The 13,274-nt window shown below is 72.8% G+C and carries 10 protein-coding genes; 2 read left to right on the top strand and 8 right to left on the bottom strand.

Annotation, left to right across the window (positions count from 1 at the left end; translation table 11 throughout):
• The first annotated feature begins 86 nt into the window (after positions 1-86).
• Positions 87-1,331, top strand: a complete 1,245-nt coding sequence (locus ACNAW0_RS16480) for an IS110 family transposase (RefSeq protein WP_416288753.1) — start codon at positions 87-89, stop codon at positions 1,329-1,331.
• 11 nt (positions 1,332-1,342) lie between these two features.
• Here the strand turns inward: ACNAW0_RS16480 and ACNAW0_RS16485 are convergent, their stop codons facing one another.
• The 8 genes from ACNAW0_RS16485 to ACNAW0_RS16520 all read right to left on the bottom strand — a co-directional run bounded on the left by ACNAW0_RS16485 (position 1,343) and on the right by ACNAW0_RS16520 (position 11,840).
• Entirely contained in the window at positions 1,343-2,245 is a 903-nt protein-coding gene (locus tag ACNAW0_RS16485) for a lysostaphin resistance A-like protein (RefSeq protein ID WP_416288755.1), read from the bottom strand.
• 115 nt (positions 2,246-2,360) lie between these two features.
• Positions 2,361-3,899, bottom strand: coding sequence for a histidine ammonia-lyase (gene hutH, locus ACNAW0_RS16490; protein ID WP_416288807.1), 1,539 nt, complete (start codon positions 3,897-3,899; stop codon positions 2,361-2,363).
• Complete coding sequence (iscB, locus tag ACNAW0_RS16495; RefSeq protein ID WP_416288757.1) at positions 3,896-5,239, bottom strand: RNA-guided endonuclease IscB; 1,344 nt, start codon at positions 5,237-5,239, stop codon at positions 3,896-3,898. The genes hutH and iscB overlap by 4 nt, the downstream gene beginning before the upstream one ends.
• Positions 5,240-5,528: 289 nt before the next feature.
• Positions 5,529-6,749, bottom strand: coding sequence for an imidazolonepropionase (gene hutI, locus ACNAW0_RS16500; RefSeq protein WP_416288758.1), 1,221 nt, complete (start codon positions 6,747-6,749; stop codon positions 5,529-5,531).
• A complete protein-coding gene (locus ACNAW0_RS16505; protein WP_416288808.1) occupies positions 6,746-8,101 on the bottom strand; it encodes a formimidoylglutamate deiminase in 1,356 nt (451 codons plus the stop codon). Before ACNAW0_RS16505 ends, hutI begins: the two co-directional genes overlap by 4 nt.
• A complete protein-coding gene (locus ACNAW0_RS16510; protein WP_416288759.1) occupies positions 8,098-9,318 on the bottom strand; it encodes an allantoate amidohydrolase in 1,221 nt (406 codons plus the stop codon). Before ACNAW0_RS16510 ends, ACNAW0_RS16505 begins: the two co-directional genes overlap by 4 nt.
• An 11-nt stretch (positions 9,319-9,329) precedes the next feature.
• On the bottom strand, positions 9,330-10,979 hold the full coding sequence (gene hutU, locus ACNAW0_RS16515) for a urocanate hydratase (RefSeq protein ID WP_416288760.1): 1,650 nt from the start codon (positions 10,977-10,979) through the stop codon (positions 9,330-9,332).
• A 12-nt stretch (positions 10,980-10,991) separates the two neighbouring features.
• Positions 10,992-11,840, bottom strand: coding sequence for a MurR/RpiR family transcriptional regulator (locus ACNAW0_RS16520; RefSeq protein ID WP_416288761.1), 849 nt, complete (start codon positions 11,838-11,840; stop codon positions 10,992-10,994).
• A 127-nt stretch (positions 11,841-11,967) separates the two neighbouring features.
• Here ACNAW0_RS16520 and ACNAW0_RS16525 point away from each other — a divergent pair, with 127 nt between their 5' ends.
• Positions 11,968-13,266, top strand: a complete 1,299-nt coding sequence (locus ACNAW0_RS16525; protein WP_416288762.1) for a hypothetical protein — start codon at positions 11,968-11,970, stop codon at positions 13,264-13,266.
• The last annotated feature ends 8 nt before the right edge of the window (positions 13,267-13,274 follow it).

The following is a 13,274-nucleotide window of genomic DNA, read 5'->3' on the forward strand; positions in this document are numbered from 1 at the left end:
TGCGAACGCCGCTCAATGAGCAACCGGCTGTGGTGTCCCGGAACCGCCAGGTGCTTCCCCACTGGTAGCGCAGCGGAGAGGCAACAATGAGTGTGCAGGACACCCCCGGTACGAAGCGAGCGGTCACGGCCGGCGTCGACTGGGCGAAGGACAACCATGCCGTGTGCGTGCTCGACGCGGACGGAGAGCCGATCGAACGGTTCATCGTGACCCACAACAAGACTGGCCTGAACAGGCTGAACACGGTCCTGGACCGTCATGGAGTCGACGATGTCGGCATCGAACGCGGTGACGGACCGGTCGTCGACGCGCTGCTCGCTGCTGGCCGCACGGTGTTCGTGATCCCGCCGTCGCAGGTCAAAGCGCTGCGCCGCCGGTACGGCTCGGCCGGTAACAAGGACGACCGGTTCGACGCCTACGTCCTGGCCGACACCGTCCGCACCGACCGCCGCAGGCTCACACCGCTGCTGCTGGACAGCGAACCGACCACCGCGCTGCGGAAACTGTGCCGAGCTCGTAAAGACCTGGTCGCGCACCGCGTCGCCGCGACCAACCAGCTGCGCGCGCACCTGCAGACCGCCCTGCCCGCCGCCGTCGACCTGTTCGCCGACCTCGACTCCGCCGTCAGCCTGCGCTTCCTGACCCGTTTCGCCAGCCAGGACGCCCTCGACTGGCTCTCGCCGAAACGCCTGGCCGCCTGGCTGACCAGCGTCGGATACTGCGGCCGCACCGACCCCGCCGTCCTGCACACCCGGATCACCACCGCTGCCCGCGGCGCCACCGGCGACCACGGCCAGGCCCTGGCCGGTATCACCCGCGCCTACCTGGCCACCATCCAAACGATCACCGCTCAGATCGAGGCCCTGGCCCAGCAGATCACCGAAGCCCTCACCGTCCACCCCGACCGGCAAATCTTCACCAGCATGCCGAAATCCGGCACCGTCCGCGCTGCCCGACTGCTCGCCGAGATCGGCGACGCCCGCGGCAGGTTCCCCACCCCGACATCCCTGGCCTGCCTCGCCGGTGTCGCACCATCCACCCGCGAGTCCGGCAAAGCCCGCGTCGTCGCGTTCCGCTGGGCCGTCGACAAGCAACTGCGCGACGCCGTCTGCGACTTCGCCGGCGACAGCCGCCACGCCAACCCCTGGGCTGCCGACCTCTACCGACGCGCCCGCGCCCGCGGCCACGACCACCCCCACGCCGTCCGCATCCTCGCCCGCGCCTGGCTCGACATCATCTGGAAGTGCTGGACCACCGGCACCGCCTACGACCCCACCCAGCACCGAGCACTCCAACGACTCCTCAACCAAGATCAACCAGTGAGGGCTTGACACAGGGCTACTCATGCCGGCACCACCGCCGCACTCGGGCGGGTGGCCAGCCAGTACCCGGTGAACAGCAGGACCGAGGCCAGCAGGTAGAGCAGTTCCGCTGCGCCGTTCGGCCCGAGCCCGGCCGACGGGGCGTGCAGCCGTACGTGGACCAGGGCGTTTCCGTAGTCAGCGCCCGCGTCGGTGTCCAGGGAGAAGACCGTGTCCATGGTCCAGTTCCAGGCGGTGTGGAAGCCGACGGCCGTCCAGAGCGCGCCGGTGGAGAGCCGGGTCAGTATAAGGAAGCCGGCCATCAAGGTGAGATCGGCGAGCAGGACCAGGGCGAACAGCGGGGTCGGTAGGTCGGAGAAGTGCAGCACGGCGAAGATCAGGCTCGACGCGATTGCGGCCTTGCGCAGCGACCCTCCGTCGGCGAGCGTCTGCAACACGTACCCCCGGAATGCGACCTCCTGCACCACGGCGCTGGTCGTGAAGAAAAACAGGCCCATGGCCAGCAGCCCGACGGCCGGCACCACCCCTCGCTCGGTCAGCTCCGTCCCGGTGATCCGCGCCCAGCCTGCCGTCCACAGCACCGCAAAATACGCGACCATCGCCATGACGCCGGTCAGGAAACCGGTCCACAGGCCCCGACCGGGCCGGCCGGTCAGCCCAAGGTCCCGCCACGGCCGCCGGTCGACGTGCCGCCGGAAGGCGTAGGTGACGCCGAGAACGGCGACGGGCACCCCGGCGTGCGCCGCCAGGTTCGCGGTCAGGGACCGTTGCCCCCACATTCCCAGCGGCGCGGCCACCGCCAGCACCGCGACGAGGTACCCCGATACCCGCCACCATCGGCGCAACCGGTGGTCTGGCCCGAGGAACAGTCGGCCGACCGGGCCGGGACGCTGCGGTCGTCGTAGCTGTGCCGCTGTCGTCATGTCTCGTCCTCCCGTCGCCGGTGCGTGCGGATTCGACGCTATGAGCACCGTGCGGTGGGGGGTACGGGGCTGACCTCCGACCTTCCTGGGGGACAGCCCCCAGGAGTGGATCCGGTCAGCCGAGCGGGCCGACCTCCCGCTCGATCGCCGCGCGCAGCTCGGGGCCGCGCAGCACCTCGCGGGCGGCCTCGATCAGCGGGGCGAGGAACACGTCCGGCCCCGGCTCGCCCACCACGTCACCGAGGGCGGCCAACGCGGCCCGGCCGGCCGGCGACGGGGTCAGCGGGGCCCGGAGCTGGAGCCCGCGTACGGCCGCCAGCAGCTCCACCGCGAGCAGGCTGTTCAGATTGTCCAGCACGGTCCGCAGCTTCTTGGTCGCCGCCCAGCCCATCGAGACGTGGTCCTCCTGCATGCCGCTGGTGGGCAGCGAGTCCACCGACGCGGGGGCGGCCAGTCGCCGGTTCTCCGCGACGATCCCGGCCGCCGTGTACTGGGCGATCATCAGCCCGGAGTTGACCCCGGCGTCGGGGGAGAGGAACGCGGGCAGCTCCCGGGAACGGGTGACGTCGAGCAGGCGGTCCACCCGGCGTTCCGCGATCGCGCCCACCTCGGCGGCGGCGATGGCCAGGTAGTCCGCGGCGAAGCCGAGCGGCGCGCCGTGGAAGTTGCCGGTCGACTCGACCCGGCCGTCCGGCAGCACCACCGGGTTGTCGACCACGGACCGCAGCTCCCGCCCGGCCACGGTCTCGACGAAGTCGAGGGTGTCCCGGGCCGCGCCGGCCACCTGAGGGGCGCAGCGCATCGAGTACGCGTCCTGCACCGCGTGCGCCAGGTCGTGACGGTGCGAGTCCATCACCGTCGAGTCCTGCAGCAGCTTGTGGATGTTCGCCGCCGAGGCCGCCTGGCCGGGATGCGGCCGGATGACGTGCAGCTCGGGCAGGAACGGCCGTTCCGAGCCGAGCATCGCCTCGATGGCCAGGGCGGTGGTCACGTCGGCCATGGCGAACAGGTGCCGGGCGTCGTGGATGGCCAGCAGCAGCATGCCGAGCATCCCGTCGGTGCCGTTGATCAGCGCCAGCCCCTCCTTGGCGGCCAGCTCGATCGGCGCCAGCCCGACCCGGCGCAGCGCCTCGCCGCCGGGGATCCGCTCCCCGGCCGGGCCGAGCACCCAGCCCTCGCCGAGCAGCACCAGCGCGCAGTGCGCCAGCGGCGCCAGGTCGCCGGAGGCGCCGAGCGAGCCGTGCTCCGGCACCCACGGGGTGACCTCGTGGTTGAGCAGGTCCACCAGGGCCTCGGCGACCAGCGGCCGGACCCCGGAGCGGCCGAGGGCGAGCGAGCGTACCCGCAGCAGCATCATCGCCCGGACCACCTCGCGGGGCATCGGCGCACCGACCCCGGCGGAGTGCGAGCGGATCAGCGCGTGCTGCAGCTCGGCCCGGCGTTCGGGCGCGACGAAGGTGTTCGCGAGGGCCCCGAACCCGGTGGAGACGCCGTAGACGGGCCGGCCGGCCGCCTCGATGCCGTCCACGATGGACCGGCTGGTCGCCATCGCCGCCACCGCGGCCGGGTCGAGGACGACCTTGGCGGTGGCGCGGGCGACGGCGAGCACGTCGGCGGGGGCGATTCCGGTGGACTGGATGGTGACGGTCATCAGGTATGCGGCGTGGATACCCGGTCGTTGGGGGCCGGGTGAAAGCGCCGTTCCTCCTCTCGTGTGTAGGCCCATCCGTCTGCACGTTGCAGCAGGTGGACGTATCGGTGGTGCACGCTTTGTACGAGGGTGTGGCGGGTGCGGATGTTGAAACGGCCGGTGGTTCGGACAGCGACTCGGCCCTCATGTCGGCCGGTGTTCTTGCCGGTGGGTACGACAGCGCGTACCAGGTCGCCGGTTTGGAAGCCGCGTATGGTTTTGGTTCGGGGTAGTCGTAGTCGGGGGAACCCGTATTGGTCGGCACGGGTGCGGGCGTAGCTGCCGCGCCCGGTGGCGGTGGCCACGAGCACCTGCCTCGGACAGGACCGCACGGTGGTGAGTACGCCGACGTGGAGAGCGTCGAGGGTGTGGGCCTTCGGAGCGCCGGTGCGGTGTCGATTCCATTTGGTGCGCCCGCCGGTGGCGACCTGCACTGACAGGCCGGTGGCCACAAGGGCGTGCCACAACGCCCACCGGGTCGTCGACACCGCAGCGGCATCCCGGAGTGGCAGTTTCTGCTGTCGTCGGATCCGGGCCAGCACGGCGGGCCGGTCCGCGAGGAATGTGTTGGCGTCCTTGGTCTGGTTGCAGGGGATGCAGGCCAGGGTCAGGTTCGACACCCGGTCGGAGCCGCCGCGTGAGCGGGGCACGATGTGGTCGATGTTCAGCGGCACTCCGACCGCGCCGCAGTAGGCGCATTTGCGTCCGTGCTTCGCGAGGAGGTATTCGCGGACTTCGTAGCCGTGCAGGGTGCCGTGCTGGTACTCGACCCCGGAGATGTCGGGGTTCTGCAGGAGTTGGGTGTCGAACGCGACCCGCTCCACATGCAGCCGGGCCACGGGTGCCCAACGGCACAGCCGCTGAACCCAGGACATGGTGTTGTCGACCCGGTGCCGCAACGATGGCGCCAACCACCCTTGCGGCCTACGCCGATTGGCGTATCGGGGTGCGCGGTAGCGCAGGTTCCGCGACCGACGACCACGCCGCAGAGCGGCGCGGGCGGTCAATCTGTCCCGGATCTGCCCACCCCGATGGCGAACCTCAATTCCGAACAAGCCCGTCCGGACTATGTCGTCGTCCGCCTTCTCCGCGCGGAAGACCGCGATGCCGGTGAACTTTGACCCCGGATCGATCCCGACCTCAACCCCGTCCACCTGCGAGGAGGCGACCTCGCGGTCTTTGAGCCGGATCACGAACGGGGTGTGGCGGTGCACCACCGCCCGCCCGGACGCCAGCAGCTTCCGGGCCCGCGCCGGGGCGCACGGTTGTAGTGGCCGGTGGCGACGGTCGAGCACGAACACCATCGGGTGGGTATGGGCCTCACAGCCCGCTCCAGTTCCCGCCGAGGCGGGTTCCGGGTGACGCCGGCTCACGCCGGTCTCCCCTCGCCCATGTCGCACACCGGCTGCCGGGTGGCGTCCGTGTCCCGTTTCGTGGCTTCTCGGGGCCGTGTCTGCTGACGTGGATTCCAGGGTCCGGGGCTGAGGAAGCACCCCAGAGTGGGTCTTCTGACCTGTGTACAACGTAGATCCCTCCCTTCAGAGGTTTCTGGGGCTGGTCAACCAACCTGTAGGACCGAACAAGCACTGTCCTTCAGGGCCGAGAAGTTGACGGGAGCACTCCGTTGTGCAGGACGTGGCGGATCAGGGGCACACCGGGCCGGTAGGCCAGGTGCAGGTGGGAAGGGGCGTCGAGGATCATCAGGTCGGCCCGGGCGCCCCGCGCCAGCCGGCCGACGTCGGTGCGGCGCAGCGCCGCCGCCCCGCCGGCGGTCGCGGCCCACACCGCCTCCGCCGGGGTCATCCGCATCTCGCGTACGGCGAGGGCGATGCAGAACGGCATCGACGAGGTGTACGACGACCCGGGGTTGCAGTCGGTGGCCAGCGCCACGGTGACGCCCGCGTCGAGCAGCCGGCGGGCGTCGGGATACGGCGACCGGGTGGAGAACTCCGCGCCGGGCAGCAGCGTGGCGATGGTGCTGGTGTGCGGGCCTTCGGCGCACATGCAGTCGATCCGGGTCGACGCGAGCGCGTCGATGTCGGCGTCGGACAGGTGGGTGCAGTGGTCCACGCTGGCCGCACCGAGTTCCACCCCGAGCCGCACGCCCGGGCCGGGGCCGAGCTGGTTGGCGTGCACCCGCACGCCCAGCCCGACCGCCTGCCCGCAGGCGAGGATCGCCCGGGCGTGGTCCAGGTCGAAGGCGCCCCGCTCGCAGAACACGTCGATCCAGCGGGCGTACGGAGCGGCGGCGGCCAGCATCGGCCCGCACACCATGCCGACGTAGTCGTCGGGGCGGCCGGCGTACTCGGCGGGGACGACGTGCGCGCCGAGGAACGTGGTGTCCTCGGTGAACTCGGCGGCGATCCGCAGCGAGCGGGCCTCGTCGGCGACGGTGAGGCCGTACCCGCTCTTGATCTCGATGGTGGTGGTGCCCTGCCGCATCGCCTCGCCGCGCAGCCGGCGGACCGTGGCCCGCAGCTCGTCGTCGGAGGCGGCGCGGGTGGCCCCCACGGTGGTGCGGATGCCGCCCCCGGTGTACGGCTCGCCGGCCATCCGGGCGGCGAACTCGGCGGCCCGGTCCCCGGCGAAGACCAGGTGGGCGTGGCTGTCCACGAAGCCGGGCAGCACGGCCGCGCCCTCGGCGTCGATCCGGCGGTCGGCGGCCGGGGCGTCCCGGGCCGGCCCGACCCAGGCGACCAGGCCGTCCTCGACCAGCAGCGCGGCGTTCCGGCGGATGCCCAGCGGCCCGCCCTCGCCCTCGTACGGCGAGTTGGTGACCAGTTCGCCGATGTTGTCGACCAGCAGGCTTCTCATGGTCGGGTCACCTCCTCGATCGCCGCGCGCAGCTCGGTCGGCACGTCGACGGTCAGGTGCCGGCTGTCGGCGACCACGGCCCGGCCGTCGACCACCACGTGGGTGACGTCGGCGGCGGTGGCGGCGAAGAACACCCCGACCGGCGGCACCCCGGCTGTCCGCGCGCTGTCCAGCCGTACGGTGACCAGGTCGGCCCGGTTCCCGACCGACAGCCGGCCGGCGTCGCCCCAGCCCAGCGCGGCGTGCCCGCCGACGGTGGCGGCGGTGACCAGCTCGGCGGCGGTGAAGTGGCCGCGCCTGCGGGTACGCAGTCGCTCGTCCAGCTCCACCGCGCGGGCCTCCTCGAAGAGGTCGACCACGGCGTGGCTGTCGCTGCCGAGGCTGAGCGGGCTGCCCGCCTCGGCCATCCGGCGGGCCGGCCCGATCCCGTCGGCGAGGTCCCGCTCGGTGGTCGGGCAGAGGCAGACCCCGGCTCGGCTCTCCCCGAGCAGCGTGACGTCCGCGCTGGTCGGGTGGGTGGCGTGGATCGCGGTGGTGCGCCGGCCGAGGACCCCGTGGTCGGCCAGCAGCCGGGCCGGGGTGCGGCCGTGCACGGCCCGGCAGGCGTCGTTCTCGGCCGGCTGCTCGGACAGGTGTACGTGCAGCGGCAGGCCCTGCCGGTCCGCCCAGCCGGCCACCGTGGCGAGCTGCTCCGCCGGCACCGCCCGCACCGAGTGGATCGCCGCACCGATCCGGGCGTGGTCGTTCTCCGGGCGGAACCCGCTCACCCGTTCCGCCCAGCGCAGCGCGTCCCCGTCGTCGAACCGCCGCTGCGGCCCGACCAGCGGATCCCCGTCCACCGTGGCGGTCAGGTACGCCGTGTCCAGCAGGGTGATCCGGATGCCGGCGTGCGCGGCCGCCTCCACCAGCGCCGCCGACATCGCATTCGGGTCGGCGTACGGGGTGCCGTTCGGGCCGTGGTGCAGGTAGTGGAACTCGCCGACGCAGGTGATCCCGGCGAGCGCCATCTCCGCGTATGCGGCCCGGGCCAGGGCCAGGTACGAGTCCGGGTCGAGCCGGGCGGCCACGGTGTACATGACGTCCCGCCAGCTCCAGAAGTCCCCCCGCCCGCCGTGGGTACGCCCGCGCAGCGCCCGGTGGAAGGCGTGCGAGTGGGCGTTGGCCAGGCCGGGCAGGGTGAGCCCGGGCAGTCGTACCGCGTCGCGCAGCACCTCGACCCCGGCGGCCGGCGCGCCGCCGCCGACGAGCGGGGTGATCGCGGTGATCCGGCCGTTCTCGGCCTCGATCAGCACGTCGGCGGTGGGTTTGGCGTGGTCGGGCAGCCAGGCGTACTCGGCCAGCCAGCGGGTCAGCGGCATGCCAGCTCCTCCAGCACCCAGGCCAGGGCGGTCACCCCGGCGGCGCAGTCGGCGTCGGTGGCGGACTCGGCGGGGGAGTGTGACACCCCGGTCGGGTTCCGTACGAACAGCATCGCGGTGGGCAGGTGCGCGGCCAGCACGCCCGCGTCGTGCCCCGCCCCGGTGGGCAGCACCGGCGCGTCCAGCAGCGCCGCCAGCCGGTCGGCCAGCCCGCCGTCGAACGCGACGAGGGGGGTCGCCGACTCCTGCGTGCAGGTCAGTTCGGTGCCGTCCCGGGCCGCCCGATCGGCGGCCTTGGTGCGGACCGCCTCGACCAGGCCGTGCAGCGTCTCCGGCTCGGCGGCCCGGGCGTCCAGCCAGCCGGTCACCTTCGCCGGGATCGCGTTGGTGGCGTTCGGCTCCACCGACACCCGGCCCACCGTGGCGTGCGCGTCGCGTAGCCGGGCCTCCTTGTTCGCCGCGAGCACGGTGAACGCGTACGTGAGCATCGGGTCGCGGCGGTCCGCCATCCGGGTCGTACCCGCGTGGTTGCCCTCGCCGTGGAAGTCGAAACGCCAGCGGCCGTGCGGCCAGATCGCGCTGGCCACCGCGACCGGCGCGGCCTGGTCGACCAGCGCGCGGCCCTGCTCGACGTGCAGTTCCACGAAGGCCGCGAAGCGGCCGAGCAGGCCCGGGTCGGCGCCCGCCGGCCGGTCGCCCAGCGCCTCGGCGAAGCTCACCCCGGCCGCGTCGCGCAGGTCGGCCGCGCGGTCCACCGCGATCTCCCCGGTGAGCAGCCGCGACCCCAGGCAGGGTACGCCGAACCGGCCGCCCTCCTCCTCCACGAACGCGGCCACCGCCACCGGCCGGACGGGGGTGACCCCGGCCGCCCGCAGCTCGTCCACGGCGAGGAACGCGCTGACGATGCCGAGCGGCCCGTCGTACGCGCCGCCGTGCGGCACCGAGTCGAAGTGGCTGCCGGTGAGCACCGCGTTCCCCGTGTCGGGGTCGCCCCACCAGGCGAACAGGTTCCCGTTGCCGTCCTCCTGCACGGGCATGCCCCGCTGGTCGGCCTGCTCGCGGAACCAGCCCCGCAGCGTGATCTCCGGCTCGGTGAGCGCGTACCGCAGGTAGCCGCCGCTGCGGTCGTCCCGCCCGACCGGCGCGATCTCGTCCCACAACCTCCGGAACCTGTTAGGAAGGGTCCCTTCCTCTACCGAATGCGTTAACAAGGGGCCCTTCCTCACGCCTCGGCCATGGGGACTCGGACGCCGGTGCGCGCGGCGACCTCGCGGGCGTCGTCGTACCCGGCGTCCACGTGCCGGATGACGCCCATCGCCGGGTCGTTGGTCAGCACCCGCTCGATCTTCTGCCCGGCGAGGGCGCTGCCGTCTGCGACGCAGACCTGGCCGGCGTGGATGGAGCGGCCGATGCCCACCCCGCCGCCGTGGTGGATGGACACCCAGGACGCCCCGCTGGCGGTGTTGACCAGGGCGTTGAGCAGCGGCCAGTCGGCGATCGCGTCGGAGCCGTCGGCCATCGCCTCGGTCTCCCGGTAGGGGCTGGCCACGCTCCCGCAGTCCAGGTGGTCCCGGCCGATCACCACCGGCGCGCTCAGCTCGCCCGAGGCGACCATCTCGTTGAACCGCACCCCGGCCTTGTCCCGCTCGCCGTAGCCGAGCCAGCAGATCCGGGCCGGCAGGCCCTGGAAGGCCACCCGCTCGCCGGCCATCCGGATCCACCGGGCCAGGGACTCGTTCTCGGGGAACAGGTCGAGGATGGCCCGGTCGGTGGCGGCGATGTCGGCCGGGTCGCCGGAGAGGGCGGCCCAGCGGAACGGGCCTTTACCCTCGCAGAACAGCGGCCGGATGTACGCCGGCACGAAGCCGGGGAACTCGAAGGCCCGCTCGTACCCGCCGAGTTTCGCCTCGCCGCGGATCGAGTTGCCGTAGTCGAAGACCTCCGCGCCGGCGTCGAGGAAGCCGACCATCGCCTCGACGTGCTTGGCCATCGACGCGCGGGCCCGGTCGGTGAACTCGGCCGGCTTCGCCTTCGCGTAGTCCCGGGCGTCGGCCAGCTCAACCCCCTCCGGCAGGTACGACAGCGGGTCGTGCGCGCTGGTCTGGTCGGTGACGATGTCGATGGCGACGCCCCGGCGCAGCAGCTCCGGAAAGATGGTCGCCGCGTTGCCCACCACACCGACGCTGAGCGCGCGCCGGTCCCGCTTCGCGGCGAGCACCCGCTCGACCGCGTCGTCCAGCGAGTCGGCGATCTCGTCCAGGTAGCGGTCGTGCGCCCGGCGCTCCAGCCGGCTGCGGTCCACGTCCACGATCAGGCAGGCGCCACCGTTCATGGTGACCGCGAGGGGCTGCGCCCCGCCCATCCCGCCGCAGCCGGCGGTCAGCGTCAGAGTGCCGGTGAGGCTTCCGTTGAAGCGCTTCGCGGCAACGGCGCCGAACGTCTCGTAGGTGCCCTGCAGGATGCCCTGGGTGCCGATGTAGATCCAGGAGCCCGCGGTCATCTGCCCGTACATGGTCAGGCCGAGCTGCTCCAGGCGGCGGAACTCGGGCCAGGTGGCCCAGTCGCCGACCAGGTTGGAGTTGGCCAGCAGCACCCGGGGCGCCCACTCGTGGGTCCGCATGACGCCGACCGGGCGGCCGGACTGCACCAGCATCGTCTCGTCGTCGCGCAGCTCGGTCAGCGTCCGTACCAGGGCGTGGTACGACGGCCAGTCCCGTGCGGCCTTGCCGGTGCCGCCGTAGACCACCAGGTCCTCGGGGCGCTCGGCGACCTCCGGGTCGAGGTTGTTCATCAGCATCCGTAGCGCGGCCTCCTGCGGCCACCCCTTCGCGGTGCGTGCGGTGCCGCGGGCGGCGCGGACGGGCTGGTGCATCTCGTACTCCTCTCAGCTGAGGAACAACTGACGGCGGGCGGCGGACGACTCGAACGCCTCGAGTCGGGCCTGGGATTCGGCGGGGGTGGCGTCGCAGATCGCCTGGAGCACCACCATGGCCAGGGTCATCGGGGCGGTGTGCAGGTCGAAGACCAGATCGGTGCCGACGGTGGCGGGGAGCACCACCTCGGCGTGCTCGGTGGCCGGGCTCACCGGGGAGTCGGTGATCGCCACGACGGTCAGCCCGGACTCCCGGGCCTCGCGCAGCGCGTCCAGGGTCTCCCGGGGGTAGCGGGGCAGCACGAACGCCAGCAGCGCGCTCGCCCCGGCGGCGGCGGCCTGCTCCAGCCGATCGGCGAGGAGGCTGCCGCCGTCGTCGAGCACCCGTACGTCCGGGTGCACCTTCGCCGCGAAGTACGCGAAGTACGCCGCGAGGGGCGCGGCGGCGCGCAGCCCGAGCACCGGCAGCGGGCGGCTGGCCGCGAGCAGCTTCCCCACGTCGGCGATCCGGCCGGCGTCGGCGAGCTGCCCGGCGAGCCGGTCGAGGTTGCCCATCTCGGCGTGGACCGCCCGCTGCAAGGCGTTGCCGGCGTCGGCCGGGTCGGTGCCGCCGGTGGCGGACAGCTCCCGGAGCCGTCGGCGCAGCGCGGGGTAGCCGTCGTGCCCGAGCGCCATCGCGAACCGGGTCACCGACGGCTGGCTGACCCCGGCCAGCTCGGCGACCTCCGCTGCGGACAGGTACGCGGCCGCGCCCGCGTGCTGCACGAGGCAGTGCGCGATCCGGCGCTGGGTGGGGGTGAGCCGTACGCCGTGGAACAGGTCGAGCAGGCGGTCGGTGGGCGCCGCGCCGCTTTCATTCATGGTGAGACTCTATGCATAAAAACTTTCAGAGCGCAACACCGCGCCGGTCCCGCCCACCGGCCGGAGGGCGGAGGGACGAGCATCCACTCGGTACTATCCGCACGGCCGTGAGCGGAGGAGTTGGGGCATGCAGTCGGTTGGTCCGTACAGGTTCACCGAGGCGCTCGGCGTCTGCCAGGTGGGCACGGCGTGGTGGGCGATCGACGGGCATGACCGGCTGGCGACGGTGGCGGTGCTCGACGGCGCCGCGGCGACGGACCAGCCCTGGCGGGAGGCCTTCGCGAACGCGGCCAACGCCCTGGCGCTGACCCCGGACGGCCAGCGCTACGTCGACGCCGACCTGGCCGCGGCCAAGCCCTGGGTGGCGTACCCCGCGGAAGAGGGGATGGGCGCCCAGCGCCTCTTCCAGGACCTCGGCATGGAACTGCAGCCGGCGGAGTCGGCGGCGGAGATCCTGATCCCGGCCACCGGCACGGTCACCGAACCGCCGCAGCCGGTCTCCGCGGCACCGGCCTCCGGCATACCGGGCCCCACCTCCGGGGCACCACTGCCGTGGGCGATGCACGCCCCGATGGTGCCGCAGCAGGTGTCCCCCGCGCCGCAGCAGATGTCCCCCGCGCCGCAGCAGGTGTCGCCGGCGCCGCAGCCGGTGTCCCCCGCGCCGATGCCGGAGCACCCCCAACCGGTCAGCGTGCCGCCGCAGGAGCCGTTCACCGCACCCGCCCGCCGGATCGCGCCCTCCGCGCCGCCCCGGCACCGGACTGGACGCTGGATCGGGATCGGCGCACTGGTGCTGGTGGTCCTCGCCGGTGCCGGTGGTGTGGCCGTGTGGGCGAACTCGGGTGGCGACAAGAAGCCGGAGCACACGGCCAGCACCAGCGCCCCACCGCTGTTGCCGACGACGCCGCCCGAGTCGCCCGGCGTCGAGCCGCCGAAGCCCGGCGCGTGGCCGACCCAGTGGCCGAAGTTCAAGGAGCGGGACACCGTACGGACGCTGAATCTCGACGGCCTGGGCTTCCCGGTGAAGGTGCCCACGAACTGGCAGTGCACGCTCGCCGGCCGTGCCGAAGGATTCGTCAAGTACCAGTGTGGTACGTCCGCGACGGGCGCCGAGGCGCTCGGCGGTGAGGTGATCGTGCGGGACTGCCCGCAGCCATGCACCGCGCAGTGGCAGACCGCGATGCGCGGCGTCGAGGAGGCGTGGGGCACGCAGTGGATCCGTAGCGGCGAGTACGCGAGCTACGCCGAGAAGATCCTCGAGGCCGACGGCGGGCAGCGGCACGGCCTGATCGTCGTGGCCTACTTCCGCAGTGGAGAAGACGGCGCGATCGACCGGCAGCTGGTGATTCGGATGACCTCTCCCGTGCCGGAGGCCTACCAGCTGCGCCGCTTCGCCAGCTACATCCGCGACGTCGTCGTCTTCTGAGGATGTGC

It is taken from the genome of Micromonospora sp. SL1-18 (assembly GCF_047921505.1).
Lineage (GTDB): Bacteria > Actinomycetota > Actinomycetes > Mycobacteriales > Micromonosporaceae > Micromonospora.

Bases quoted from the DNA above. Each gene is read 5' to 3' on its own strand.
- ACNAW0_RS16480 (WP_416288753.1), top strand. From the start codon at position 87: ATGAGTGTGCAGGACACCCCCGGTACGAAGCGAGCGGTCACGGCCGGC.
- ACNAW0_RS16485 (WP_416288755.1), bottom strand. From the start codon at position 2,245: ATGACGACAGCGGCACAGCTACGACGACCGCAGCGTCCCGGCCCGGTC.
- iscB (WP_416288757.1), bottom strand. From the start codon at position 5,239: ATGGTGTTCGTGCTCGACCGTCGCCACCGGCCACTACAACCGTGCGCC.
- hutI (WP_416288758.1), bottom strand. From the start codon at position 6,749: ATGAGAAGCCTGCTGGTCGACAACATCGGCGAACTGGTCACCAACTCG.
- hutU (WP_416288760.1), bottom strand. From the start codon at position 10,979: ATGCACCAGCCCGTCCGCGCCGCCCGCGGCACCGCACGCACCGCGAAG.
- ACNAW0_RS16520 (WP_416288761.1), bottom strand. From the start codon at position 11,840: ATGAATGAAAGCGGCGCGGCGCCCACCGACCGCCTGCTCGACCTGTTC.
- ACNAW0_RS16525 (WP_416288762.1), top strand. From the start codon at position 11,968: ATGCAGTCGGTTGGTCCGTACAGGTTCACCGAGGCGCTCGGCGTCTGC.